Raw genomic sequence first — 25720 nt, forward strand, 5'->3', positions numbered from 1 at the left:
AACCGGCCAACGCAACCTGAGGTTCCTGCCATCCTGTCAGACGGCGACGGGCGGCTACCTCGGGTGCAACGGCGCGACCGGTTCCACCCGGGTGTCGGGCAGCCGGTGGTTTTCGATGTAGTCCCAGCGGATCTGGTAGCCAAGCCCGGGCTGTTGGGGCACGGTGACGAAGCCGTCCGGGCCCAGCGGGTCGCAGGCCGCATCGAGATACGGCGGCGGGGTGTCGTAGCGGACCCCCGGGCCCAGCAGCCCCCGCTCGTAGTACTCGCAGACGTCCGCACTGGTGGCGCCGAGGACCTGCAGATTGCCGAACCCGCTCATGTGGATCTCGCACCGCATGCCGACCGCCTCGCACATCCCCGCCAGCTTCATCGCACCGGTGATGCCCCCGCGCAGGACGTCGATGCGGCTGATGTCGGAGGCGTTGCGCAGGATCCAGTCCGCCCGGGTGTAGATGCCACCCTCGGCGATTTCCGGCGAGCAGATCGGGATGTCGAGTTCGGCCGCCAGTTTCACGTAGGACGCAACGCGGGATTCCGGCATCGGGTGCTCGTACCAGTAGAAGTCGAGCCGCTCCAGCTCGCGGCCCACCCGCAGGGCTTCCGCGTAGGTCTCATATGTGCCCCACGGGTCGAACATGAGGACCATCTGGTCGCCGACCGCCTCCCGAACCTTCCGGCACACCTCGATGTCCGAGTCGACGTACGACGGCCTGGGCAGCGCGGGCCGGCGTGTGAGGGGATTCCAGTAGCCGTACGGATGGATCTTGTAGGCACGGTATCCCTGACGCCGGCATTCGGCGGCGTGGGCGGCATATTCGTCGGGCGATCCCAGGTTGTTGAAGCTGCTGGCGTAGGCCGCGACGCGGTCGCGCGCGCCGCCCAGCAGTTTGTACACCGGCAGCCCGGCAACCCGGCCCGCCAGATCCCACAGCGCGAGATCGATTACACTGCACACATTTTCGGGAAGTTTGGCCGCCCACAGCTGCCGCCAGATCTCGTTGCGGTCCAGGGGGTCCTGGCCGGCGAGGAGGCCGCTGAGGAATTGCCCGATCAGCGCCTGGTCGGCGGGCAGCAGGCCGTCCTGGTCGCCGTGAAAGTGGCCACCGAAGTAGTGGCCCTGTGCGCCCTCGTCGGTGAGCACCGTGGTGACCGTCTGCACCACACGGTAATCGGTGGTCAGCTGGCCGAAAGAGATCCGGTCGACGAATGTCTCGAACGGCACCACTTGTAGGCCGGTGATCTTCATGAGCGCCGATTGTGCCGCCGGGCCGCGCGCCCGCAGTAGAGCCGAAGGTCCCGCACCCCGGTGTCAGAGGTTGTCCGGGATGTCCGCCAGCGCTTGGCCGTGCAACGCGAACAACCGCTGCGAGGTCTCCCAGTCGGGCAGCAGCGAGTCGAAGCCGTGGCAGGTGCGCGCGAACAGGTGCAGCTCGGCGGAGACCCCGGCGCGAAGCAGGGTCAGCGCGTAGTCCACCGCCTCGTCACGGAAGGGGTCCACTTCCGCGCACGTGATCAAAGCCTGTGGCAGACCGGCGAATTGGGCATGCCGCGCGGGGACGGCGACGGCTGACTCGGCCGTGGGCCCCAGGTAATAGCGCCACATCAGTTCGGCGGCCTCGCTGTCGAATGCCGGGCTGGTGCAGAACTGCGCCTTGGAGGCCGTCTCCCGGTCGTCCAGCACCGGCTGATGCAGGAGCTGGAACACGATCGGCGGCAGCGTCCCCGCGGCGGAGGCGTGGGCCAGGCAGGCGGCCAGGGTGGCCCCGGCGCTGCTGCCCGCGACGGCCAGCCGCGACGCGTCGACGTTCAGTTCCGCCGCATCGCCGGCCACCCACCTCAGCACGGCACCGGCGTCGTCGAGCGCCGCGGGGTAGGGATGCTCGGGGGCCAGCCGGTAGTCGACCGACACCACAGTGCACCGGCCGCGACGCGCCAGTTCGACGCAGTGGCGGTGATCGGTGTCGAGGTTGCCCAGCGCGAATCCACCGGCGTGACAGTAGATGACCGCCGGGGCGAGCGCCCGCGCGCCGCGGTAGATCCGCACACCGACGCCGCCGTACTCTCCGGGTGCGTGGCCGTCGACGATCTCGACGCCCTGGGCATCGGTCTGTGCGGCGGCGGCGCGGCGCCGCTCGTTGAACGGTTCGCGCATGGCCCCAATGGCGGAAAGCGAGAAGTCGGTTCGCGTGGTGGCGACCGCACGCAGGACCGGGTCGAGCCGTGCGGCGCCGTCGAGTGGGATCATCGGCCACGCCCCCCGGGGGCCGCGTCGAAAGTGAAGTCGGCCGGTTTGAACCTGCGCGTCATCTGCCAGAAGCTACGCGCGCTGCGCGGCCACTGGGTGACCACGCGCCCGTTGGCGGCGCGGAAGTAGTTGCTGCACCGGGTGGTCCACACGGTCCCCTCCATCCAGCGATCGACGTTGCCGACGAAGTCGGCCAGTGCCGCGGGGCGCACCGCGATGTACGTCTTGCGCTTGCGCCGCAGGTATTTCAGCGCCCGCACGATGTAGCGGGCCTGCGCCTCGAGCATAAAGATGACGCTGTTGGAGCCGACGTTGGTGTTCGGCCCGTAGAGCATGAAGAAGTTGGGGAAACCCGGCACGGCCATCCCGAAGTAGGCCTGCGCACCGTCGCGCCAGACCTCACGCAGCGTGGTTCCATTCTCGCCGCGGACGTCCAGTTCGCCCAGATAGTCGGCCGCGGCGTAGCCGGTGGCACAGACCACGACGTCGACCTCACGCTCGCTGCCGTCCTCGGTGATCAGGGAACGGGCGCGCAGGTAGCGCGCCGGGCTGTCGAGCACTTCGACGTTGGGCCGGGCGAGGGCGGGCAGGAAGTCCGAGGAGAACACCAGGCGCTTGCAGCCCATCGGATGGTCGGGGGTCAGCTTGCGGCGCAGCTCCTCATCGCCGATGGACGCTTCAAGCATGGTTCTGGCGATGCCGGTGAACTGTTGCGTCTTGTCGCTGCCGTTCTCGATCACCGAGATGTTCGACTCGCTGCGCAACCACAACCGGGTGCGGTAGAGCCGCGCGGCGAGCGGCACGTGGGCGAAGATCCACCGCTCCCGCCGCGTGTATTGGCGGTCCGGCTTGGGCAGTATCCAGGTTGCGGACCGCTGCACCGAGTACACCTTGCTCGCGACCCGCGCTAGCTCGGGCACCAGTTGCGATGCCGTCGATCCGGTGCCCAGCACGGCGACCCGCGCGCCCTGCAGCGGCACCGAATGATCCCAGCGCGACGAATGCATGATCCTGCCGGTGAACGGCTCCTGTTCGACGAGGTCGGGGAACAGCGCACGGGTGAACAGGCCGACGGCGGACACCACGACGTCGAATTCGTGCCGGTCGCCGCCGGCCGTGGTCAGACACCAGCGCCGGGTGTCGTCGTTCCAGTGCGCGCAGCGGATCTCGGTCCGCAGCTGCAAATGCGTTCGCAGACCGTATTTGTCGGCGCAGCGCTGAAAGTAGGCCAGGATCTCGGGCTGTCCGGACCACAGCCGCGACCAGTTCGGATTGAGGTCGAAGGAGTAGGAATAGAGGTGCGATTTGACGTCGCACGCCAGCCCGGGATAGGTGTTGATCCGCCAGGTGCCGCCGACGTCGTCCTCGCGGTCGAAGATCGTGAAATCATGAAACCCGGCGCGCTTGAGCAGGATTCCCAGGGCCAGGCCGCCGGGTCCGGCGCCGATGACGCCGATCGTCAGCTGCGGGTTCACCGGATCTGCAGGCATTGTCCGCCGTCGACGACGAGTTCGGCACCGGTGATGAACGACGCGTGCTCGGAGGCCAGGAACGCGACGGCGTCGGCCACCTCCGCCGGCTGGCCGATGCGCCCGAACAGCGAGGCCGCCGCCAGCCGCGCCTGGGTGGCGTCGTCGAGCATCGGCGTCGCGATCGGCCCGGGGAACACGGCGTTGACCCGAATGCCCGACGGCGCGAGCTCGGCCGCGGCGGTCTGGGTCAGGCCGCGCAGCGCCCACTTCGCCGAGCCGTACGCGCTGTGCTGTGGGAACGGCCGGACCGCGCCCGTGCTGCAGATGTTGACGATGACCGCGTGCTCGGCTCGACGCAGCAGGCCCAACGTTGCGCGCATGCCGAGGAAGGCGCCCAGACAGTTGACGCGCCAGGAGTTTTCGAACCCTTCGGCCGTCTCGTCGGCCAGGGAGGCCCGGTGCAGCAGCCCGGCGTTGTTGACCAGCACCCTGAGCGACCCGAAGCGATGCGCCACGCTTTCGACGACCGCGTCCCACTGCGCCGCGGAGGTGACATCCAGCTCGGCGGCGATCACCCCGGCGTCGTCGAGTTCTCGCACCCTGGCGGCGAGCTCGTCGGCCCGCCGGTCGCAGGCGGTAACCGAATAGCCTTCGGCGCGAAGTCGTCTCGTGATGGCCCAGCCCTGACCGCCGGCGGCACCGGTGACCAGCGCGACTCGCTGGTTCATGTCGGCGGCTCGGTCACCGGGGGTCATTCGTTCGCCTCGCGCAAATGCTCGGCCGCTCCGCGCCGCAGGGCCTGTGATTCGGCAGCCAGGGTGATCATCCGAAAGCCCAACTGCGCCAATACTCTTCCCGCCTTGCCGGCTCCGGCATGGATACCGGTGATCAGGCCGGCGTCGGTGGCCACCCGGTGGATACGCCCGATCGCCTCCAGGGCCTGTGGATCCCGGGTGGCCCCGGCGACGGCGACACCCATCGAGATGGCCAGGTCGGCAGGGCCGACGTAGATCCCGGTCAGGCCGTCGACGGCGCAGATCCGTTCCAGCTCGGCCAGTGCCGCCGCCGTCTCGATCATGGCGAACACGCTCACCCGCGACTCGTGGTCGGCCGGGTCGTGGCCCAGGCTGGCGCGCAGCGGGCCGAAGCTGCGGATCCCCCGCGGCGGATAGCGGGTCGCCGCCACGGCCGCCGCGGCCTGCTCGGCCGACTCGATCATGGCGATGACGACGGCGTCGGCACCCGCGTCCAGCACTCGCCCGATGGGCGCCGCGTCGGCATTCGGCAGGCGCACCGCGGTGCCGAGGGGGAGGTGTTCGATGCGCCGCAGCATACCGGCGACGTCGGCGTCGTCGAGGTAGCCGTGCTGGGCATCGAAGCCCACGTAATGGTAACCGGCACGGGCGAATTCCTCGGGCCCGAGCAGCGTGGCGCCGGTGATCCAGCCACCCCATATCGGGTCGGCCGCGCCCAGGGCGCGCTGCAGATTGCTCTGTGTCACAGTCGACATCTCACTCGGTGATCGCGATCTTGATGCGACCGGGGTCCGGCCGGCAGGCCAGGTCGAACGCGCGCTGAACGTCGTCGAGACCGAACGTGTGCGTGAGGTACGCCGGAAGAAGGCCGGGGTGTTCGGCGGCGAACTTGCCTGCGAGGTCCAGCATCCGGCGACGCTCGAGGGTGACACCGGATTTCAGCGTCAGGTTCTTGCGCAGCACGCTGCGCATGTCGATGGGGTAGATGTCGTCGTCGGCGACGCCGAAGTAGAAGATGGTGCCGCCGGGCGCGGCGGCCTCGACGGCGTGTCCGAGCGTGGCCACCTGGTGGCCGACGGCCTCGATGACGACGTCGGCGTGGTCGGTGAGAGCCAGCCGGCTCACCCATCGGTCGCTGGGTGCGCGCACCGCCTCGTCGACGCCGAAAGTGGCTGCCGCGCCGCGTCGGTCGACGGGATCGACGCCGGTGACCCGCCTGGCGCCGGCCGTCTTGGCGACATAGGAGAACAGCAGCCCGATCGAGCCCTGACCGATGATGGCGACATCGCGACCGGCCAGGTCCGGCAGTTGCTCGCAGGCGTAGAGCACGCATGCCAGCGGTTGCAGGCCGACCGCCTCCGCGGGGCTCAGCGACGGATCGTAGGGAGCCAACCCGTCACCGTCGCTGACAACCCGTTGCATCAGGCCGTCGAACCCGGACGCCCAGCCCACCACGCGGTCACCGGGCCGGTGTTCGGGGTGCCGGCTGGCGAGCACCTCGCCGACCACCTCATGGATCGGGAACCCGTCTTTGCCCGCGGCGCTGGGTCCGTCGTCGCCCGGGAGACGCCCCCGCGCGCCGCGGAAGGCCGGCAGGTCGCTGCCGCAGACACCGGCGGCCAGGAAGCGCAACAGCACCTCGCCGTCGGCGAGGTCCTCAGGGGTCCTGTCCGGAATGGATGTCCGCTCGAACACATAGGGGGCGACGATGCGGTAGGACCACACCTCAGACCTCCACCGGGATCGTGTTCCAGCCCCACTGGAAGCTGGAAGGCAGTCGGGTGGCGGCGTCGCCCCGGACGGCGAAGTCGGGAACCCGGCGCAGCCATTCCTGCAGCATCACATCGATTTCCAGCCTCGCCAGGTGGTATCCGATGCAGAAGTGCTGGCCGCGCCCGAACGCCAGTGACCGCTTGATGGGCCGGTTCCACACGAACTCGTCCGGCTGGGGGTATTCGCGTTCGTCGCGGTTGGCCGAAGCCAGCAGCGTCATGACACGCTGGCCCGGCTCGATGGTGCGGCCGTGAATGGTGAAGGGCCTGCGTGCGGTTCGGGCGAACCACTGCGCGGGTGCGCAGAACCGGATCATCTCCTCACGCACCAACGGCACGGTGGTCGCGGGGTCGGCTCGCACCGCCGCCATCTGCTCGGGGCGCCTGCTGAGCTCCCAAAGTCCGTGGGCGACGATCTTGGGCACCGTTTCCGTGCCGCCGATGAAGATGCACAGCATCTGGGTCGCGGCCTCGAGGTCGGTGAGCGCGCTGCCGTCCGGCAACCGGTAGCCGAGCAGCCCGTCGACGACGGGCAGTGCCGCCCCGGACTTCTCGGCCCGCCGGCGCTCGACCACCGACACCAGGAACTGGAGGTAATTCGGTCTGGCTTCGGCGGTGTCGACACCGACGCCGGGCTCGGCGAGGCTGCCCGCGTTCACTGCTGCGAGCACCTGTGGCGCCAGATCGGTTGGCAATCCCAAGAGTTGGCATACCATCGATGCGGCGACGATACCCCCGTACTCCTGGGTCAGGTCGAAGGACCCGCGCGGCAACAACAGGTCGAGGCGCTCGTTGGCCAGGGCCCGGATCCGGTCCTCCAGCCCCGCGACCGCACGCGGCCGCAACGGCTGCGAATGCGCGCGCCGGATCTCGGCGTACAGATCGGTATCGAAGACGGCGTGAAACGGCAACGGGTGCAGCGGCGGATCGGCGACGGGTCCGGTGTTGTGTACGGCCAGTGCCGCGGCCGGGGGCAGGGTTCCCTCGGAGGCGACGAACGTTCCGTCATTGACCTCCAGGACGCGCCAGATGTCCTCGAATCGGGAGAGGGCGAACGTATCCCACTGAGGCATGTAGTAGACCGGGTGCTCGTCGCGCAGAATGCGGTAGTAGGGCAGCGGGTCTGCCATCACGGCCGCGTCGAACGGGTCGTAGCTGAAATCTACGCGCCCGGCGCTCACTGCAGCGGCGACGGCGGTAGTGCCTGCAGGATCGAGTCTTCCCAGCCGTCGCGCAACGCCGGGGCCACGCTCATCCAGGTCACGATCTCGGCGGGCGGGGCTTCCTTCCACGAGGGGTAGTGCTCGGCGAAGCACTCCCAGCCGCCGTCCAGCGCCCAGTAGTGGATGACCTCGTTGTAACGGAAGGTCGTGGTGAACGAGCCCAGCCAGCGTTTGCCGGTGCGTTCCGACCATGGCACGTAGAGCCGCTCCAACTCGCGGATATAGTCGTCCTGACGCCCGGGTTTTGTCTGCATGATCTCTTGGATGACCAGTGGCGCAGCGAAATTCGCCTCCAGCAGCTGGTCCAGCGTCTTGTTGCTCGGTCCCGGGTACATGATGCGGCCCTCCCCGGAGGCGCCGATGTCGGACAGGAACGCCGACCACTTGCCCGCCGCGGCCTCGTGGCTGCCACCGCGCGATTGGGCGGCCCCGATCCGGGCGTAGTCCTTGAACCCGTCGATCTCCCAGATGATCGTCACCTGCGGCCAATGCCCGTTGTACGGGGTGCACTCCCAGATCGCGAACAGCCTCGCACCCAGCTCGTCCATCATCGGCCGGTAGGTGTCGCCGAAGGTCTCGGTGAAGCATTCGGTCCGGCCGGCACCCAGGGAGATCGTCTCGTGCAGGTAGAGAAGTGTGTGGCCGTAGTACTTCTTCATCGGTCGAGCCGGACCACCTCGGGCCCCAGAGTAAAGGCCGCGTCACACAGCAGCGCTTCCGTCGACGCGATTGTCGCACAATCGATCCCGGCCGCCGAGAGCGCCTGGGCCTTGAACGTGCGTGCCGCCGCGCTGAGCTCGTATTGCGCTCGCGTCATCGCGCGGTTCACCCCGATGGGCCAGCCCTCGCCCCACAGGGCGACCTCGGTGAGCCGGTCGTCCAGGGACTCGAGGACCTTGTCACGGGTGCGCGCGTCCGCCGCGAAAGCCTCGGCGCTGACGGCAAGGCTCCGGCATCTCGCCGCCGCCGGGTCGAACGACTCCAGGCCCGATATCTCGGCCCCGATGATGCGCAACGACCGGCTGTCGCAGCGCTGCGGAAGCAGCACGGTCACCTGCCAGCCGGCCATCACGCGGTCGAACAGCCAGCCCCCCGCGGATTGCACGACGTCGGCGGCGCTGGTCGCGATGACGTCGAGTCGGTAACGCAGGCAGTCCCCCGCCGCGCGGGGGGTTCGTGTCGCGCCGGCGCGGTCCATGATGCTGATCGTTGGAGTGACCATCCGTCCGTTCCTCACCGCCACACGCCGGAGGTGGGCCGGCGGGGCTGCAGCGCTTGTCGTGGGCTGTGACCGCATCACGCTGTGCGCCGCACCCGGGCGGGCCGGGTTCGGCGGCGACGCGGCTCACGCACAGCGTGACACTTCCGCACAAATTTGTAAAGGTCCCGACGGGCGGGTCAGGGCCCGTGTCGCGCCTCGAGTTCGGCGAGAACCTCGTCGGTGTGCTGTCCGAGTAGCGGTGCCGCGGAACGAGGCGCCCACGGCGTGCCGTGGAAATCCGCGGGTGTGGCCGCCATCGGGATGACGGAGTCGCCGTCGGGCACGTCGACGATGCCGCCCGCGGCGTGGAACTGCTCGTCGGCCACGACATCTTCCAGCGTGTTGATCGGTGACCAGAAGAAATCCGGCTCGCTTGCGAACACTTTCGCCCACTCGTCGAGGGGGCGCGTCGCGAAGATCTCGTCCAGCCCGCCGATCAGGGCGGCGGCGTTTTGCGCCCGCGCGCGGGCGTCGGCGAAACGCGGGTCGGTCAACCACTCGGGGCGACCGATCGCCCGACACAGCGCGGGCCAATGGCGATCGGCTTCGAGTCCCACGATCCAGAACCGGCGCCCGTCGCCGGCGGTGTAGTTGTTCATGCAGGGGTTGCCCATGGATTCGCGCTGCCCGACCGCGATCGGTTGGCCGGTCAGCAGGTAGGTGTTGAGATCGAAGCTCACGGTGTAGGCGCCCTGGCGGTACAGCGAGGTGCTCACCTGTTGACCGGTTCCGGTGCGGGCGCGGGCAACCAGAGCGGCACAGATGGCCGCCGTCAGGGTCATCCCGGCGGAATGGTCGCCCATGCCGCCACGCTGGAACGGCGGCGTGTCCCCGGGCCGGGTGAGCAGGTGGGCGACGCCGGCCCGCGACCAGAACGCGGCGACGTCATAGGCGGCGCGGTCGGCGTCGGGGCCCGTCTCGCCGTAACCGGTGATCAGCCCGTAGATCAGGCGGGGGTAGCGCTCCGCCACCGACTCGTAGTCGAGGCCCAGGCGTCGTAGCGCGCCGGGGCGCACGTTGGTCACGAAAACGTCTGCGCCGGAGAGTAATTGGAACGCGGCCCGAAGGCCCGACGGCGTTGTCAGGTCCAGGACGACGCTGCGCTTGGAGCGGTTGTCCATTTCGAACGGCGGGTTGACCCCGAGATCGCAGCCCAGCATCCGGCCGAACATGCGCCCCGGGTCTCCCGTTGGTGGCTCGATCTTGACGACATCGGCGCCCCAGTCGGCCAGGATGCCCCCGGCGGCCGGTCCGGCCACCCAGACGCCGAGCTCGACGACTTTGACGCCTTCCATCGGTCCCGCCATGGCTACTTCCTACTCCGCGGCGCCTCTGCACCGGCGATCGGGCCATTACATGAACGGCATCCTCAGAACTCCCGTCGTCACGGGCCCGGATTGCGGCGGCGCCACCGGTGTCCCCGGCGCGGGGTTGGGGCCCAACGGCGCCATCGGCATCCCCGGCGCGGGATTGGCGCCCAACGGCGCCATCGGCATCCCCGGCGCGGGATTGGCGCCCAACGGCGCCATCGGCATCCCCGGAGCGGGGTTGGCGCCCGGGAGCCCGAGCGGCCCGGGCGAGCCGGGATTGCCGGCCAGGCCCTGCAAAGGTCCCTGCAGGACGCCGGGCATCTGGCCGTTGGCCAGCGACTGCATGAAACCCGGGCAACCCATCTGTATCGCCATGGTCGCGACCATCCCGGCGATGCCGGGGGAAACGCCCCCGCTTCCGGTCAGCTGCGACGCGATCGAGGCGACCGTCGCGCCCGGCTGCACCAGCATCGGGCAGATGGACTGCCCCATTCCGGCCAGGGCGTTGCTCATTGGGCCGTTGTTGCCGATGCCGAGGTTGGTCAACGGCGAGCCGGGTGGCGGGTCGGCGTGCGCCGTCGGCATCGACGCGGCCCCCGCGGCGATGACACCCGCCGCGACCACAAGCGGGCGGAGCATCGGTTTGATGCGGTCCGCGGGCGTGCGGACCCCCAAGGCGCGTGGGGTCGTCTGCTCGCCCCGTGCGCCGTCACTAGTCGGTGCAGTCATTCGTTGCTCCTCGGTGGTAACGGGAATGCATGTGCACTCATTTCACTTTGGCAACGATGGACTACTTTGGTCACAGCAACAACACGGTTGGGTCAAGGTTTGTGATTCGGCCGTTTCCTTACCGTTGTCTCAAAGACTTCGTGGGACGCTTCGCAGTTTGCTCGGGCACCGACGGGGCGGGCCGTATCGTGGGCATCGCCGGTGAACCGGGCGGAAGGAACACCATGACGTTGGCAGCCGGACGCGGTCCGATCAGCGGCGACCCGGCCGGGCGCTTCGTACCCGCGCTGCCGGCCGGCGTCGTCTACATCGAGCCGCACCCAAGGCGCGTCCAAGCCTTCCGCGGCGGGCGTGCGGTGATCGACACCGAGCGCGCGCTGCTGGTGCACCGGCACGGGCAGCCACTGGGCTACGCCTTCCCGGTGGACGAGGTCGGCGAACTCCCATCCGAACCCGAGCCGGGGGCGCCGGGCTTCGTCCGCGTGCCTTGGGACGCCGTCGACACCTGGCTGGAAGAGGGCCGAGTGCTGGTCCACTACCCGCCGAATCCCTACCACCGCATCGACTGCCGCCCGACGCGGCGGCACCTGCGCGTCTCGGTGGCGGGCATGACCCTGGTGGACACGCCGGACACCGTCATCCTCTTCGAGACGGCCCTCGAGCCGAGGTTGTACGTCGATCCGGCCCATGTGCGCACCGAGCTGCTGCGCCGCTCGGACACGTCCAGCTACTGCAACTACAAGGGCTACGCCACCTACTGGACCGCCGTCGTGGGCGACACCGTCATCGACGACGTTGCCTGGAGCTACCCGGACCCGCCCCCGGAAAGCCTGCCCGTCAAGGGTTTTCTGAGTTTCGACAGCGCCCGTGCGGATGTGCGCGCCGAGCTGCCCCTCAGCCGCCGTAGTGAGGCCGGCCGAGCTTGAGCTCGTGCTGGGCGATCATGTTGCGGAAAACCTCCATGGTGCCGCCATAGATCCCGGCGGGCACGCCATGCCGGAAGATGAACTCGACGGCACCGCCGTCGGCATACTCGGCCGAACCCGTTGTGCCGGTGGGCAGTGCCGATGCGGCCCCCAGCAGATCCATCAATTCCGGTGAGCTGTCGCGCATCGTCTGGATGAGCGCGACACGGCCGTACATGCCGGGAGTCGACAGTGCCGCCTCGATCCGGGCGATGCTGCGCCCGAGCCGGAATTTGATCGACTCGTCGTCGATGCGCCGCCGCCCATGCGCATCGGGCGTGCCGAGGACCGCCGCGACCCCGTCGGCCGCCTCCGCCATCACGTGGCCGTGCTCGGACATCATCGAAATGTTCTGCAGGCCATGGTCTTGGGCGTCGGTGATGCCGTGCTCCGCATCAAGGGCATACCGCATCACCGTCCAGCCGCCGTTGACCTCTCCGATGCGGTACAGGTCGTCGACGCGCACGTCGCTGTAGTAGACGATGTTGGTGCGGTCGCCGTCCACCGTGCGGATGCCCTGGATCTCGATGCCCGCCGAGTCCAGCGGCACCAGGAACATGGTCAGATTCCGGTGTTTACGTCCCTGCGGGTCGGTGTTGGTGAGCAGGAAGACGTACTTGGCGTTATGGGCGTTGGAGGTGAACATCTTGGAGCCGTTGATGATCCAGCTCGATCCACCCGCCTCCCGCACGGCGCGAGTCTTGCAGGTGGCGACGTCCGAGCCGCCCTCGGGCTCGGTGTAGCCCAGACACAACCGGATCTGGCCGGACAGCACGCCCGGGAGCACCTCGTCGACGAGCTCGGGCGCCCCGAACTGCTGCACCAGCCGCGCGACGACCGCGGTGGTGCCCCAGTGGTACCACGGCGTGTGGGCACGGCCGATCTCGAGATGGAAGATCCGCCGGCGCACCGGATCGAAACCGCCTTCGGACTCCAGTTTCCAGTCCGACGTCAGATAGCCCGCTTCACCCAGGGCTAAATGCACTGGCTCGCTGAAGTTTTCGCCGGTCTCACGATCACGCTGGCGGATCTCGTCGGTCACGTGCTCGGCGATGAACGCCCGGGTGCGGTCGAAGAATTCCTGCTCTTCGGGCGAGAGTGCGACGCGGGAGAAGTCCATCAGGCGGCGTCGATCACGAGGGCACGGAAACGGTCGAGGGTCTCCAGCGCGTGCGCCACGCTGTCGCCGGGCAGGTGCACACTGACCCACGTCACACCCAGCTTCGCCAGCTTCTGAAGCCCCTCGAGGTAGGCGTCGGCGTTGAATGCGTCGTCGGCGGGGCTGCCGCCCTCGAAGTTGGTGAAGGTGATGTCGATCGCCGACCAGTCCCTGCCCGCCGCATCGCACCGGCGCCGCAGGTCGTCGATGCCACCGGTGAGCCTTTCCACGGAGTCGATGACCGCGGTGCCGGCGGTCTGAGCGAGTTGCGGCGGGGCGGGAAACGGGCACCAGCCGTCGCCGTACTGCGCCACCCGCTGGCGCGAGGCCGTCGTGTTGCCGCCGATCCAGATCGGCGGATGCGGCTCGCTGACGGGACGGGGGTGGGCGGTGATCCCCTTCGCGCTGAAATGCTTTCCCTCGAAGGAGATGTCGTCACCGGTCCAGATGGCCCTGATCACCTGCAGCGCCTCCTCGAACAGCTCGGCGCGCTCGTCGTAGCTGACCCCCAACGCGGCGAATTCCCGCTTGAGGTAGCCCACTCCGACGGCCAGCGTGAAACGGCCGCCGGACAGCAGGTCCAATGTGGCGCCGGACTTGGCCACCACGAACGGGTTTCGGTAGGGCAGCACCACGATGTTGGGGATCAGCCGCAAAGTCGACGTCGTGGCTGCCGCGAAACCCAGTGCGACAAAAGGGTCCAAAGCGTCGTGCCCGCCGGCCTCCAGCCAGCGCTGCGACGGCGCCGGGTGGTCGGTGAAGCCGAAACCGTGGATCCCCGCCGCCTCGGCGGCCGCGGCCACTGTGCCGATGCCGTCCCCACTGACCAGCTCGGGGTTGTAGGGATGGCTGTGCATCGGGTGGGTGATGGTGAAACGCATGGTGTTCGAGGCCTTTAGAACCGCGCGCGCGAGTCGATCGCCGTGTCGCTGGTGCGCAGCGGACGGATCAGCGCCTCCTGCGCAAAGGAGCACAGCAGCTCACCGGCCTCGGAGTGCACGGTGCCGCGCACATACGACATGCCCGCGCCGACCTGGGTGCTCTCGTGGGTGTAGAGCAGCCAGCCGTCCCAACGCACCGGTTCGTGGAACGCGACGGAGATGCTCATGGGCGCGGTGGACACGGTCAGGTGCGCCTGGGCCGTGCCGATGCCGGCGTGCGCGCGCATCGTGGTGGAGATCCCGAGGTGGCCGGTGAAGTATGCCAGGAGCGCCTTGGCCAGGTCGTCGCGCGTCGGGATCGGGTCGTAGTGCAGCCACGCGTGCAATTCGGGCGGCCCGACCTCGTCGGGGCTGTTGACGTCGACGACGTCCACCAGCCGCAGCTCGCGCCCCACCATCGGCATCGGCGATTGGTGTGCGTCGGCCGGGCCGGCGACGTCGGGGCGCGGCAGGTGGTGGCGGATGACGTCGCCCGTCGGAACGTCGGCCAGCACGGTGATGCTCAGGCAGCGCCGGCCGTTCTGGTGCACGGCCACCACCGCGGTGGCGGTGGACCGGCCCTCGGCCACGACGTCGAGCACGAGTTCGATCGGCGGACCGACGGTCACGGCGCGGGAGAAGACGGCGTGTGCGGAGCGCACCGACTTGTCGGGGAATCGTTTGGCCACCGCGACTATCGCCTGGGCGAGCACCTGGGTGCCCTCGACCACCTGCCGTTCGTCGCCGGCGGCGATGCCGGTGTCGCCGCTGAACCGATCCTGCCCGCCGGACTGCACGTCGAACAGGTCCAGCAGGCCCTGCACCGTCCACTCGGTCTGCTCGGACTCCTCAGAAACCTTGCTCAAATCCGCCTCGCCTCTCCCGGTAGCAGCTCACGGCTCAGCGTGACACTTTGCATAGGATTTGTAAAGGTCGGCTAACAACACCACGGACCGGCGTCCGCACGGCGAACGCGTCGTGGGACGGGATGCTCAGGGAGGCAACATAAATGGGCATCGTGAACAGCACGTCGGAGACCACCTTCACCCAGTCCGCGGAGGCCGTCTACGACGGCGGCATGGAGGGACCGGTCGCAAAATTGACACCGGCACCCGCAGTGCGTGACACTTTCCCGGTGTTTTGTAAAGGCATGATCGGATGATCCCGAAGCCGCTCGCCAACGGGTTCTGCTTCGGTGAGGGCCCCCGCTGGTTCGAGGGCTTGCTGTGGTTTTCCGACATGCTGGGCGAGGCCGTGCACACCGCGGACATGCGCGGGACGCTGACCACCGTCCCACTGCCCGGGCGCCGCCCGTCCGGCCTGGGCTTCCGCCCCGACGGCTCGTTGCTGATCGTCTCGACCGAGGACCGGCAGGTGTTGCGCTACGACGGCGAAACCGTCACTCCCCTGGCCGATCTCGCCGACCTGGCACCGGCCAACCTCGGCGACATGGTCGTCGACGCGGCGGGCCGCGCCTACATCGGGTGCCAGGCATTCTCCGGCGGCGTCATCATCCGCCTCGACCAGGACGACAGCGCCACGGTGGTCGCCACGGACCTCGACTTCCCCAACGGGATGGTGATCACGCCGGACGGCGAATTGATCGTCGCCGAATCGGTCGGCCGACGGCTCACTGCGTTCGCCATCGGCGACGGCGGCGAGCTGACGGGCCGCCGCGTGTTCGCCGACGGCCTCGACGGCCCGCCCGACGGCATCGCGCTCGACGCCGAGGGCGGGGTGTGGACCTCGATGACGCTGGCCCACCAGTTCGAGCGGATCATCGACGGCGGCGCCGTGACGGACCGCATCGACATGGGCGGGCGGGTCGCCGTCGCCTGCGCGCTGGGAGGACCCCAGCGGCGCACGCTGTTCCTACTGTCGAGCACCGACGCGTATCCTCAGCGCCTGATCGGCACCCGGCAGTCCCGGCTGGATGCCGTCACGGTCACCGCCCCCGGCGCCGGCCTGCCCTGAAATCCGACCCAGTGAGGAGTGGACGAGTGAGCGACTCCTACTACGAGCTCGTCGATGACGCCGATCCGCTGGGGGAGAAGTTCAGGGCGACCGACCTGGCGCGCGGCACCTGGTCGGCGGCAATACAGCACGGCGGACCGGTGTCCGCGCTGCTGGTCCGGGCGCTGGAGCGGTGTGCCCGGCGCGACGACACGCGCCTGTCGCGAGTCGTCATCGACCTGCTCGGCGGTGTGCCGTCCGACGGCGATCTGTGGGTCACCTCGCGCCTGCAGCGCGCGGGCAAGCAGATCGAACTCGTCGGCGCCGAGATGCTGGCCCTCGGCCCCGACGGCGAACCGCGCCCCGTCGCGCGCGCCAGCGGGTGGCGGCTGCACCAGCAGGACACCCGGGCGCTGGCCCACGCCGCCGCCGAGCTGCCCCGCCCGCGCGACGAGGCCGTCAACCGCAACCTCAAGGCGCGGGAGTGGGACCGCAACTACGTGCACAGCCTGGACTGGCTGTGGCTGACCGAACCACTGAGCCCGGGGCCGGGCGAGTCGTGGATCAACCCGACGGTGGACCTGGTCGGCGGCGAGTCCATGACGCAGCTGGAGCGGCTGTTCGCGGTGGCCGACTGCGCGAACGGAATCGGCAGCAAGCTCGACATCACCAAGTGGACCTTTCTCAACACCGACCTGGCCGTGCACGTGTTCCGCGTCCCCGACGGTGACTGGATCGGAATCCGGGCCGAGACGAGCTACGGACCCGACGGTGTCGGTACCACCGTCGGGACGTTGTTCGACGAGCGCGGCGCGGTCGGTGCGATTCAGCAGTGCGTGCTGGTGCGCTCGCGCGGCGGGAAATAGCGGGAAGCGAAAAGGCCGTGACACTTCGCCGATACTTCGTAAAGTTTGACATATGAGCGGGCCGGTGCAGGCGGCGGACAGTGACACCTCGACGCGTCAGCGGATCCTCGCGGCCACCGCGGAAGTGCTCGGGCGGAACGGAAAGACGAAGCTGAGCCTCTCCGACGTCGCCACCCAGGCGGGGGTCTCGCGCCCGACGCTGTACCGCTGGTTCGCCTCGAAAGAGGAGTTGCTGTCGGCCTTTTCGAGCTACGAGCGGCAAATCTTCGAGAGCGGTCTGGTGAAGGCCACTGCAGGGCTCAAGGGCGTGGACAAGCTCGACGCCGTGCTGCGGTTCATCGTCGAATACCAGCACTCCTACTCCGGTGTGCGCATGGTGGACGTCGAGCCCGAACACACCATCGCCCAGTTCTCCTGGGTCATCCCCCAGATGCGCGAGGGGCTGCAACGCCACCTGCCCGGGCCCAATGCCGCGGTGAAGGCGGCCACCGTGATCCGGATCGCGATCTCGCACTACATCGTCCGAAGCGACGACGCCGACCAGTTCCTCGCGCAGCTGCGCCACGCGGTGGGCATCAAGGGCAGCTAGCCCCACCCCCGGCAGGCCCGTTGCCCCGCGAGCGCGCGTGTCTGCACGGCGACACGCCGTGTTGGGCGTACATCTGCGGCCCCTCGCGGGCGGTCTCCGACGAACAACAGCCCGCTACTCGAACAGCACCGCGGCGTTGAGATAACCGGTCGGGTCCAGCGCCGCCTTGACCGTCCGCATCGCGGCGATGTCGGCGGGCTCTCGCGACATCGCCAGATAAGGCCGTTTGCGGCTGCCGACACCGTGCTCGGAGCTGACGTTGCCGCCGCACCCGGCGATCAAGTTCATCATCGGTTCGTACAGCGCCTGCTCCCGGTCGGGCGGGCAGCGCAGGACGTTGAGGTGCAGGTTGCCCTCGCCGACATGGCCGAACAACACCGGCAGCGCGCCGGGAGCGCGCTCGTCGATCAAACCGACCGCCTCCCTTGCGAATTCGCCGATCGCCGACAACGGCAACGAGACGTCGAACTTCAGCGGCGGACCGTACACGCCGAGCACGTCGGCGAGCGACTCGCGTACCTGCCACAACCGTTGCTGGGCGGCAACATCCACGCCGACGGCGGGTTCGCCGCACAGCCGCACCGCCTCCAGCAGGTCGGCAAGCCGCTCCGTCTGGTCGTGGTCGGCGGCCAACTCCACCAGCAACAGCCACTCCGCCGGCACGGGGGCACCCACCCCCGCGTGCTCGCGGGTCAGCGCCGCGCCCCGACCGTCGATCAGCTCCAGCGCGGCGATCCCGTCGACCTCCCGAAACGTCCGCCCCGCATCCACCAGGGCCTCGATGTCGTCGAAGCCGCAGATCGCGGTCACCCGGTGCGACGGGACGGGGTGCAGCCGCAGGTCGAGCGCTGTGATCACGCCGAGCGTGCCCTCTGCCCCGACGAACAGCGCCGGCAGGTCGTAGCCGGTGTTGTCCTGGTTCACCCGGCTGTGGCGGCGCAGCAGCGAACCGTCGGGCAACGCGACCTGCATCCCGACCACCTGTTCGCCCATGTTGCCGTAGCGGACCGTGCGCAAGCCGCCGGCGTTGGTCGACGCCATGCCCCCGATGGTCGCGGTGTCACGGGCGGCCAGGTCCACGCCGAACACCAGGCCGGCCGCGATCGCGGCCTGTTGCACCGCGGCCAGCGTGACCCCCGCCTCGGCCCCGATGCGGCGCTCGACGGTGTCGACGTCGGTGATGGCGCGCAAGCGCTCGGTGGACAGCAGCACGTCGTCGTGCTCGGGGACGGCGCCGGCGACCAACGAGGTGCGACCGCCCTGCACGGTCACGTGCGCGCCCGCGTCGCGGCACACGCGCAGCACCCCGGCGACCTGCTCGGCCGAGCCGGGCCTGACCAGGGCGCCGGCCCGGCCCCGGTAGCGGCCGGTGTAGTCGACGCTGCGCGCCGCGAGCACGTCGGGATCGGTGACGACATGGTTCGAGCCGACAATGGCTTTCAGGTCCTCGAGGCTGCCGGGCATGCTCGCGGTTATAGCACCGCTTGCGGCGGGTCCCGGCGCCGGTGCGCGAAAGCAGCCTCGGGAAAAACCCTAGAACTCCTTGTGGTTGACGTCGGTCACCAGCCCGCCGTCCATGACGAACTCGCTGCCGGTCGCATAGGAGGATTCGTCGCTGGCCAGGAACACCACGAACGTCGCGACCTCCCGCACCTCGCCCGGCCGGCCCATCGGGATGGTGACCAGGTCCTCGGGCAGGTGCGCGGTCATCGGGGTGCGGATGAAGCCCGGGTGGATCGAATTGACCCGAATGTTCAACGGCGCCAACTCCAATGCGGCCGACTTGGCCAGCCCGCGCACCCCCCACTTCGACGCGACATACGGGTGCACCGCCGGGGCGCCACGCAGGCCCTCGATGGACGACACGTTGATGATCGAGCCCCCGCCGGCCGCGGTCATCGGCTCGACGGCCACCCGCATGCCCAGGAAGGTGCCCGTCAGGTTGACGTCGATCACCCGCTGCCACTTGCCCAGGTCGAAATTCTTGAGTTGCCCGAGCGCGACGGTGCCGGCGTTGTTCACCAGCACGTTGAGCTTTCCGAACTCGCCGACGGCCGTGGCGACCGCGGCGTCCCACTGGTCGGGCTGGGTGACGTCGAGGTGCACATAACGCGCGGAGTCACCGATCTCGTCGGCCAGCGCCTTGCCCTGGTCGTCGAGGATGTCGCCGATCACCACCTTGGCGCCCTCCTCGACCAGCAGCCGCGCGTCTTCGGCGCCCATGCCGCCGGCGCCGCCACTGATCAGCGCTACCTTGCCGTCTACCCGTCCCACGCGGGTCTCCTTTCGTTAGGTGCTCACCAAAGCGTTTGGTGCATAGAGGCCTTTGCCGGTGACGAGCGGCAGGTCCAGCGTCGTTCTGATGCCGGGCGGTGCCGCGATGACATCAGGGATCGAATTCACGATGCGACCGGCCGCGCCGGCGATCGCGGCATGGTTGTGGTCGCCCTTGCGACTGGTCGGCACGATGTCCACGGCGTAGGACGGCTCGCCGGTGATCTCGACGCGGTAGGAACCGCCACCGGCGGCGGGCTGCGGCAGGTCGGGCCGCAGGTCCGGTCGCAGGCGGGTGACGTGCTCGATGACGATCGCCGGGTGGCCTTTGACCATCCCGCGGATCTCGAACTGGAGCACCGCGAGCGTGCCCTTGGCCACCCGCCCCACCGCGATGTCGAAGTCCTCCGGAGCCGGCTCGCGCTGGTAGGACTCGGTGATCTCATCGACCTCGATGCCCAGGCCCGCCGCCAGCTGCCGGATGGCCGTTCCCCACGCAATGCTGAGGACGCCCGGCGCCAGCAGCATCGGCACCTCGTCCAGGGGCTTGGCGAACCCCATGTAGTCCATCACCTCGGTGCCGTTGTAGGACGCGTAGTCGTGAATCTCCATGCAGCGCACCTGCTCGACGCGCTGACAGGTCCCGGCCAGCGCGAACGGGATCAGGTCGTTCGCGAACCCAGGGTCCACACCGGTGATGAAGATGCTCGAACCACCTTGCCGGGCAGCATCTTCCACGCGGTTGATGTATTTTTCGGGCATCACGCCCCACGGGTACTGCAGCAACCCGGGCGAGGAACCCACCACGTTGATGCCCGCGGCCAGGATGCGCATGACGTCGGCCATCGCGTCGGGCAGGCGGGTGTCGCCCATCGCGCAGTAGACGATGCAGTCGGGCCGGGCGGCGATCAGGGCGTCCAGGTCGCCGACGGCCGCGACACCGGTGGCGGTGGGCGCGTCCAGGCCGACACCGCACAGCTCTCCGGCGTCCTTGCCCACCTTCTCAGGCGACGACACGCACACCCCGGTCAACTCGAACTGCGGGTTGGTGATGAGCTCGGCGAGGGCGAGCCCTCCGACGTTCCCGGTACCGACGTGCGCGACGCGGATCGCCATTTCAGTCTCCGTCCCGTTGCAGCCTGGAAAAACTTTTCTAGACACTAGTCCACTAATTTTGTGGCGGGTACCACCCGGGATCGATCCGGCAGGCACAATGAGGCGCTGATGACACAACGCGAAGACGTCCAGTTCACCTCGGGCCGCGACCGGATCAGCGCGTGGCTCTACCGACCCGCCGGTGGCACCGGGCCCGTGCCGCTGCTGGTGATGGCGCACGGCCTCGGCGCGGTGCGCACGATGCGACTCGACGCCTACGCCGAGCGATTCAGCGCGGCCGGCTACGCCTGCCTGGTGTTCGACTACCGCAACTTCGGCGACAGCGGGGGCAGCCCCCGCCAACTGATCGACATCGGCATGCAGCTCGCGGACTGGTCGGCGGCGGTCGACTACGCCCGCACCCTCGACGGCATCGATCACCGGCGAATTGGATTGTGGGGCACGTCATTCGGCGGAGGACACGTGATCGCCACCGCGGCCCGGCTGCCGGGCATCGCGGCCGCCGTGGCGCAGTGCCCCTTCACCGACGGACTGGCCTCGGCGCGCACGATCACCAACCCGTGGGCCACCGCGCGCATCTTCGCGCGCGCGGTGCGCGACGTCGTCGCGAGCCGGCTGGGCAGGCCGCCCGTCATGGTCGCCACGGCGGGCCGGCCCGGCGACACGGCGTTGATGAACACCCCCGACGCCTATTCGGGTTACCTGAGGCTGGTGCCGGCGGGCGCGCAGCTGACCAACGAGGTGGCGGCCCGAATCGCCTTGCACGTCATGACCTACCGGCCGGGTCGCTCAACCTCACAGATCGCCTGCCCGATCCTGTTCTGCGTGTGCGAGACCGACTCGGTGGCACCCGCGGCACCCACGCTGCGATACGCGGCCAGGGCTCCCCGCGGCGTGGTGAAGACCTATCCCGACGGCCATTTCGGGATTTACGTCGACGACGCCTTCGACCGAGCCGTCCGCGACCAAATCGCATTCCTGGACGAACACCTGAAACCTCGGGCGCTTAATTCGGAAAAATAGGCAAACGGCCTTATTGGGAACGGCGCGGCTCTACCCTGCGTGGAGGTCCCGGTCTTTGCGAGAAAGGACGGGAAGATGTCGTATCTGGTGACGGCCCCGGCGATTCTGGCGTCCACGGCCGACGATGTCGCATCCATCGGTTCGACGATCAGCGCGGCCGGCGCGAATGCCGCCGGCCCGACAACCGGTTTGATGGCCGCGGCGGGCGACGAGGTGTCGGTGGCCATCACCGACGTCTTCACCGCGTACGGCCGCCAATACCAGGCGTTCGTCTCGCGGGCCTCGGCGTTCCACAGCGCGTTCACCCAAGCCCTGACCACCGCGGCGAACAGCTACGCCCATGCCGAGTACGCCGGCGCGGGTCTGTTGTCGAGCGAGCTGGGCGTGCCGATGGGCGCCCTGCCGGGCCAGGGCACCAGCGCGGGCTCCGTCGCGCTGACGTCGGCGGCGAGGTCGATCCCCGGAGACCCTCTGTACGCGTTGATCATGGGGTACACCAGCCTCGCGGAACCCGACTCGGTGTACCTCAACGCCATCACCAACGCGTTCCTGCAGCCGCGGTTCGCGCCCAACTTCATCCAGGGCGTGTTCACCCCCGAGCAGTTCTGGCCGGTCACCCCGCAACTCGGCAATCTGACCTTCGGCCAGTCCCTCGCCCAGGGCATCCCCCTGTTACACAACGCGATCACCACCACGTTGACCAACCCGCTCAACAGTGCCGTGGTGTTCGGCTACTCGCAGAGCGCCACCATCGCCACCTACGAGATCAACGCCCTCATGGCGGCCGGTTCTCCCTACACGGGTCAGCTGTCCTTCGTGCTCGTCGGCAATCCGAACAATCCCGTCGGCGGCATCCTCGAACGTTTCCCCGGTTTCTACATCCCGTTCCTGGATGTGGCGTTCAACGGCGCGACCCCGCCGAATTCGCCGTATCCGACCAGCATCTTCACCGCGCAGTACGACGGCATCGCCGACCTGCCGCAATATCCGCTCAACCTGGTCTCAGATCTCAATGCCTTCATGGGCTACTTCTTCGTACACGACCAGTACCCGATGATGAGCGCCGGCCAGGTCGCCAACGCCGTGCCGCTCCCGACGTCGCCGGGCTACACCGGCAACACCGCGTACTACATGCTGATGACCCAGAACCTGCCGCTGCTGGAACCGATCCGCGACATCCCCTACGCGGGGCCGCCGATCGCCGACATCTTCCAGCCCGACCTGCGGGTGCTGGTCGACATGGGCTACGCCGGTTACGGACCCGGCTACGACTACGCGAACATCCCCACCCCGGCCGGGCTCTTCTCGGTGCCGAACCCGTTCACGATCATCCCGGATCTCGCCCTGGGCGCCGTGCAGGGACCCTACGGCGCGGCCGTCGAGATCGGGGTCGAGTCGGGGTTGGCCTCGCCGTCGCTGTTCCCCGACACCTACCCGTGGGTTCCGTCGACCGACCCGCAGCTGACCTTCCCGATCATCCAGTCGAGCACCACACTGTTGTCGCTGCTGAGCGGCGGTGCCGGGAGCGTGCTGGACCTCATTCCGGCGCCGAACTTCGGGTGAGGTGAAATTCCCCAACCGCCGGACGAACCCGGACGAGCGTTCTAGTCTCGATTGACACCGGGTGCCGGCGGTTTCGGGGAGGAGACCGGGGAAACATGTCGTATCTGGTCACCAGTCCCGAGGCGCTGACGGCAACGGCCGCCGACGTGCAACGAATCGGGTCGGCCCTGCGCGCCGCCGCCGGCGAGGCCTCCGGTCCTACCACCGGGGTGGCCGCGGCGGCCGAGGACGAGGTGTCGCTGGCGATCGCGCGGCTGTTCGGCGCGTTCGGCCAGCAGTATCAGGCGGTCCTGACCGACGCCGCGGCCTTCCACAGTCAGTTCACCCAGACGCTGTCCGCCGCGAGCACCACCTACGCACAGGCCGAGACCGCGGCCGCCGGACTGGTGTCGGGCGAGGTCGCACCCCTGCGGGCGCTGCTGTCGCCGACCACCGGGGGCGCGCTCGAGAGCGTCAGCAGGTTCCCCCCGTTGTCGACCACGCTGATCTCACCGGTGACGGCCCTGATCATGGGCGGCGCCCACAATCCGGGCCCGATCCCGTCGTACATCGCGGCCGTCGACAGCGCCTACATCCAGCCGGTCGTCGCGGGCGCCGCCGCCCTGGGCGTGTACACACCCGAGCAGTTCTGGCCGGCCACCCCCGAGCTCGGCAACACGCTGACGTTCGGCCAGTCCGTCGCCCAGGGCGTGAGCCTGCTCAACAGCGCGATCAACACCCAACTCACGGCGGGCCACAGCGCCCTGGTGTTCGGCTACTCCGAGAGCGCCACCGTCGCCACCAACGAGATCCGGGCGCTCATGGCGCTGCCCCTCGCCCAGCAGCCCACCGCCGGCCAGCTCGCGTTCACGCTCGTCGGCGACCCGAACAACCCCGTCGGGGGCCTGCTCGAGCGCTTCCCCGGCTTCTACGTTCCGGGCCTCGACGTGGCCTTCAACGGCGCGACACCCCAGTCGCCTTGGGCCACAAGCATTTACACGATCCAGTACGACGGCTTCGCCGACTTCCCGCAGTACCCGCTCAACTTCCTGTCGGATCTCAACTCGCTGATGGGCATCTCGCTGCACAGCGACTACCCGTGGCTGACGGCCAACCAGGTGGCCAACGCGGTGCTGCTCCCGACCTCGGGCGGCAACACGAACTACTACATGTTCATGACCCAGAATCTGCCGCTGCTGGACCCGATCCGGCAGATCCCCTACGTCGGCAATCCGCTCGCCGACCTCGTCCAGCCCGACCTGCGGGTGATCGTCGACATGGGCTACGCCGACTACGGAGCGGGTGCCAACTACGCCAACGTCCCCACCCCGGCAGGCCTGTTCGCGATACCCAACCCGTTCACCGTGATCCCCGACCTCGGGACGGGAGCCGTGCAGGGCGTGCAGGCCGCGCTCGTGGACGTCGGGGCGCTCCCGCAGTCCGCGCTGCCGAACGCCTACCCCTATGTGCCGTCGCTGGACCCGGGACTCAACGTGTCCTTCGGTCAGTCGAGCGCGACGCTGTTGTCGGTCCTGAGCGGCGACGTCGGCAGCGTCCTCGAGCTCATTCCGCCGCCAAACCTGAGCTGACCTCGCGTCCCCGGGCGTTCGGGGTCCCCAGCGGCGACGTCTGGCGGACCGCGTCGTCGCGAATCAGCCCCCGCAGCAGCGCCGTGCTGAACTCGGCGGCGATCTCCTTGGCGCTGCGGCGCCCGCTCGGCCGCAGCCACCGGTACGCGCCGAGCGTCATGCCGATGTAGCCGAGCGCCAGGACGTGGGAGTCGCACTCGTAGAACTCGCCGCTGGCGATGCCCCGGTCGATCAGGCCGTGCACATGCTCGTAGACCTGGGTCTCCTTCTCGCGGACCGCTGCGACCTGTTCCTCGGAGAACCACTCGGTGATGTAGGGCTGCTCCTGGAAGTACACCGCCGCGCCCTCGGGGTTGGCGGCGATCTGGTCGAGCAGCCGGACGGTGTATTGGTACAGCGCCTCGCGGGCCGACATCGTGGGGTCGTCGTGGACGGCGGCCAGGGTGCGCTCGGCGGCCTGCTGATAGATGTCGTAGAGGATCAGCGACTTGCTGGCGTAGTAGTGGTAGACCGTCGCCTTGTTCAGGCCGATCACGTCGGCCACGTCGTCCATCCGGGTGCCGTGATAACCGCGTGCGGCGAACAGCTTGGTGGCCACGGCCAGCAACTCTTCGCGGCGCGTCAGCCCGTTGGGGGCGCTGCTGTCGGATGGCATCTGCACTCACTATCGTCACAGCCGGCCGGGCCGGCCGGACCCGTGGGCAAGGTTAATGATCAATCAACTGGTTGGACAGTCTAGGCAAACGCCGGGTACCGCCCCGACACCGATGGGACTAGACTCGCTGACGAGCTTCGGTCGCGACTAAAGGGACTAAAGGGGTGGACCAATGGATCCGAGTCCGGACTACGACGGCAGCGACGAAATCGAGTTCTTCTTCCGCTACGTTCCCTGGGGTCTGCGCGGCGTGGTGGACGGCAACGGCTACCCGCCACCCGCCTACCCGCCCGTCTGATC

Annotated in this window: 27 protein-coding genes; 9 read left to right on the forward strand and 18 right to left on the reverse strand. The window is 68.8% G+C overall.

The genetic code is table 11. The annotated features are described in order from the left end of the window. Nucleotides 1-54: 54 nt before the first annotated feature. The 11 genes from G6N48_RS18080 to G6N48_RS18130 all read right to left on the reverse strand — a co-directional run bounded on the left by G6N48_RS18080 (nucleotide 55) and on the right by G6N48_RS18130 (nucleotide 10769). On the reverse strand, nucleotides 55-1248 hold the full coding sequence (locus G6N48_RS18080) for an enolase C-terminal domain-like protein (RefSeq protein ID WP_085268649.1): 1194 nt from the start codon (nucleotides 1246-1248) through the stop codon (nucleotides 55-57). Between the two features lie 63 nt (nucleotides 1249-1311). Beyond that, on the reverse strand, nucleotides 1312-2247 hold the full coding sequence (locus tag G6N48_RS18085) for an alpha/beta hydrolase (RefSeq protein ID WP_085268648.1): 936 nt from the start codon (nucleotides 2245-2247) through the stop codon (nucleotides 1312-1314). Next, a complete protein-coding gene (locus tag G6N48_RS18090; RefSeq protein ID WP_085268647.1) occupies nucleotides 2244-3737 on the reverse strand; it encodes a flavin-containing monooxygenase in 1494 nt (497 codons plus the stop codon). The genes G6N48_RS18085 and G6N48_RS18090 overlap by 4 nt, the downstream gene beginning before the upstream one ends. Then, complete coding sequence (locus tag G6N48_RS18095) at nucleotides 3719-4447, reverse strand: SDR family NAD(P)-dependent oxidoreductase (protein ID WP_139825719.1); 729 nt, start codon at nucleotides 4445-4447, stop codon at nucleotides 3719-3721. Before G6N48_RS18095 ends, G6N48_RS18090 begins: the two co-directional genes overlap by 19 nt. A gap of 23 nt (nucleotides 4448-4470) precedes the next feature. Continuing rightward, nucleotides 4471-5220, reverse strand: a complete 750-nt coding sequence (locus G6N48_RS18100; protein ID WP_372511206.1) for an HpcH/HpaI aldolase family protein — start codon at nucleotides 5218-5220, stop codon at nucleotides 4471-4473. A gap of 10 nt (nucleotides 5221-5230) precedes the next feature. Beyond that, nucleotides 5231-6199 (reverse strand): zinc-binding dehydrogenase, encoded by a 969-nt coding sequence (locus tag G6N48_RS18105; protein WP_085268644.1) that lies wholly within the window; start codon nucleotides 6197-6199, stop codon nucleotides 5231-5233. Nucleotide 6200: 1 nt separating this feature from the next. Continuing rightward, nucleotides 6201-7376 carry a cytochrome P450 gene (locus G6N48_RS18110; RefSeq protein WP_085268685.1) on the reverse strand — a complete coding sequence of 392 codons (1176 nt, stop codon included), beginning with the start codon at nucleotides 7374-7376 and terminating at the stop codon, nucleotides 6201-6203. A 47-nt stretch (nucleotides 7377-7423) separates the two neighbouring features. Beyond that, nucleotides 7424-8128, reverse strand: a complete 705-nt coding sequence (locus tag G6N48_RS18115; protein ID WP_085268643.1) for an NIPSNAP family protein — start codon at nucleotides 8126-8128, stop codon at nucleotides 7424-7426. Then, nucleotides 8125-8691, reverse strand: coding sequence for a hypothetical protein (locus tag G6N48_RS18120; RefSeq protein ID WP_085268642.1), 567 nt, complete (start codon nucleotides 8689-8691; stop codon nucleotides 8125-8127). The genes G6N48_RS18115 and G6N48_RS18120 overlap by 4 nt, the downstream gene beginning before the upstream one ends. A 176-nt stretch (nucleotides 8692-8867) precedes the next feature. Further along, complete coding sequence (locus G6N48_RS18125) at nucleotides 8868-10037, reverse strand: CaiB/BaiF CoA transferase family protein (RefSeq protein ID WP_085268641.1); 1170 nt, start codon at nucleotides 10035-10037, stop codon at nucleotides 8868-8870. 45 nt (nucleotides 10038-10082) lie between these two features. Then, nucleotides 10083-10769 carry a DUF732 domain-containing protein gene (locus G6N48_RS18130; protein ID WP_085268640.1) on the reverse strand — a complete coding sequence of 229 codons (687 nt, stop codon included), beginning with the start codon at nucleotides 10767-10769 and terminating at the stop codon, nucleotides 10083-10085. 224 nt (nucleotides 10770-10993) lie between these two features. On the opposite strand from G6N48_RS18130, the gene G6N48_RS18135 reads away from it, so the two are divergent. Next, nucleotides 10994-11695 carry a DUF427 domain-containing protein gene (locus G6N48_RS18135; RefSeq protein ID WP_085268684.1) on the forward strand — a complete coding sequence of 234 codons (702 nt, stop codon included), beginning with the start codon at nucleotides 10994-10996 and terminating at the stop codon, nucleotides 11693-11695. On the opposite strand, the gene G6N48_RS18140 is transcribed toward G6N48_RS18135, so the two are convergent. From G6N48_RS18140 to G6N48_RS18150, 3 genes are read right to left on the reverse strand one after another with little or no spacing between them, the layout of a single operon-like run. Further along, nucleotides 11664-12854: an acyl-CoA dehydrogenase family protein gene (locus tag G6N48_RS18140; RefSeq protein WP_085268639.1), complete on the reverse strand. Its 1191-nt coding sequence runs from the start codon at nucleotides 12852-12854 to the stop codon at nucleotides 11664-11666. The two genes, G6N48_RS18135 and G6N48_RS18140, sit on opposite strands and share 32 nt — an antisense overlap. Beyond that, a complete protein-coding gene (locus G6N48_RS18145; RefSeq protein ID WP_085268638.1) occupies nucleotides 12854-13774 on the reverse strand; it encodes an LLM class F420-dependent oxidoreductase in 921 nt (306 codons plus the stop codon). The genes G6N48_RS18140 and G6N48_RS18145 overlap by 1 nt, the downstream gene beginning before the upstream one ends. 14 nt (nucleotides 13775-13788) lie before the next feature. Then, nucleotides 13789-14679, reverse strand: coding sequence for an acyl-CoA thioesterase (locus G6N48_RS18150; RefSeq protein ID WP_085268637.1), 891 nt, complete (start codon nucleotides 14677-14679; stop codon nucleotides 13789-13791). Nucleotides 14680-14822: 143 nt separating this feature from the next. Between G6N48_RS18150 and G6N48_RS18155 the strand changes: the two genes are divergently transcribed. The 4 genes from G6N48_RS18155 to G6N48_RS18170 are packed head-to-tail and all read left to right on the forward strand — an operon-like array spanning nucleotide 14823 to nucleotide 17221. After that, a complete protein-coding gene (locus G6N48_RS18155; RefSeq protein WP_161494196.1) occupies nucleotides 14823-14975 on the forward strand; it encodes a hypothetical protein in 153 nt (50 codons plus the stop codon). Continuing rightward, nucleotides 14972-15787: an SMP-30/gluconolactonase/LRE family protein gene (locus tag G6N48_RS18160; protein WP_085268636.1), complete on the forward strand. Its 816-nt coding sequence runs from the start codon at nucleotides 14972-14974 to the stop codon at nucleotides 15785-15787. The genes G6N48_RS18155 and G6N48_RS18160 overlap by 4 nt, the downstream gene beginning before the upstream one ends. A gap of 26 nt (nucleotides 15788-15813) precedes the next feature. Continuing rightward, nucleotides 15814-16632 (forward strand): thioesterase family protein, encoded by an 819-nt coding sequence (locus tag G6N48_RS18165; RefSeq protein WP_085268635.1) that lies wholly within the window; start codon nucleotides 15814-15816, stop codon nucleotides 16630-16632. Between the two features lie 52 nt (nucleotides 16633-16684). Then, complete coding sequence (locus G6N48_RS18170) at nucleotides 16685-17221, forward strand: TetR/AcrR family transcriptional regulator (protein WP_085268634.1); 537 nt, start codon at nucleotides 16685-16687, stop codon at nucleotides 17219-17221. Nucleotides 17222-17335: 114 nt separating this feature from the next. On the opposite strand, the gene G6N48_RS18175 is transcribed toward G6N48_RS18170, so the two are convergent. From G6N48_RS18175 to G6N48_RS18185, 3 genes are all read right to left on the reverse strand, one after another. Further along, nucleotides 17336-18685: an FAD-binding oxidoreductase gene (locus tag G6N48_RS18175; RefSeq protein WP_085268633.1), complete on the reverse strand. Its 1350-nt coding sequence runs from the start codon at nucleotides 18683-18685 to the stop codon at nucleotides 17336-17338. A 69-nt stretch (nucleotides 18686-18754) separates the two neighbouring features. After that, nucleotides 18755-19495, reverse strand: a complete 741-nt coding sequence (locus G6N48_RS18180; RefSeq protein WP_085268632.1) for a glucose 1-dehydrogenase — start codon at nucleotides 19493-19495, stop codon at nucleotides 18755-18757. Between the two features lie 15 nt (nucleotides 19496-19510). Beyond that, entirely contained in the window at nucleotides 19511-20611 is a 1101-nt protein-coding gene (locus tag G6N48_RS18185) for an NAD(P)H-dependent amine dehydrogenase family protein (protein ID WP_085268631.1), read from the reverse strand. Between the two features lie 108 nt (nucleotides 20612-20719). On the opposite strand from G6N48_RS18185, the gene G6N48_RS18190 reads away from it, so the two are divergent. The 3 genes from G6N48_RS18190 (at nucleotide 20720) to G6N48_RS18200 (ending at nucleotide 24765) form a co-directional block, all read left to right on the forward strand. Beyond that, on the forward strand, nucleotides 20720-21634 hold the full coding sequence (locus G6N48_RS18190; protein ID WP_085268630.1) for an alpha/beta hydrolase: 915 nt from the start codon (nucleotides 20720-20722) through the stop codon (nucleotides 21632-21634). A gap of 75 nt (nucleotides 21635-21709) precedes the next feature. Next, a complete protein-coding gene (locus G6N48_RS18195) occupies nucleotides 21710-23197 on the forward strand; it encodes a PE family protein (RefSeq protein ID WP_085268629.1) in 1488 nt (495 codons plus the stop codon). Between the two features lie 95 nt (nucleotides 23198-23292). Continuing rightward, a complete protein-coding gene (locus G6N48_RS18200; RefSeq protein ID WP_085268628.1) occupies nucleotides 23293-24765 on the forward strand; it encodes a PE family protein in 1473 nt (490 codons plus the stop codon). Here G6N48_RS18200 and G6N48_RS18205 read toward each other — a convergent pair. After that, nucleotides 24740-25420 (reverse strand): TetR/AcrR family transcriptional regulator, encoded by a 681-nt coding sequence (locus G6N48_RS18205; RefSeq protein ID WP_085268627.1) that lies wholly within the window; start codon nucleotides 25418-25420, stop codon nucleotides 24740-24742. The two genes, G6N48_RS18200 and G6N48_RS18205, sit on opposite strands and share 26 nt — an antisense overlap. Before the next feature lie 172 nt (nucleotides 25421-25592). Here G6N48_RS18205 and G6N48_RS18210 point away from each other — a divergent pair, with 172 nt between their 5' ends. After that, nucleotides 25593-25718, forward strand: a complete 126-nt coding sequence (locus G6N48_RS18210) for a hypothetical protein (RefSeq protein WP_139825710.1) — start codon at nucleotides 25593-25595, stop codon at nucleotides 25716-25718. The last annotated feature ends 2 nt before the right edge of the window (nucleotides 25719-25720 follow it).

The organism is Mycobacterium parmense, assembly GCF_010730575.1.
Taxonomy (GTDB): domain Bacteria; phylum Actinomycetota; class Actinomycetes; order Mycobacteriales; family Mycobacteriaceae; genus Mycobacterium; species Mycobacterium parmense.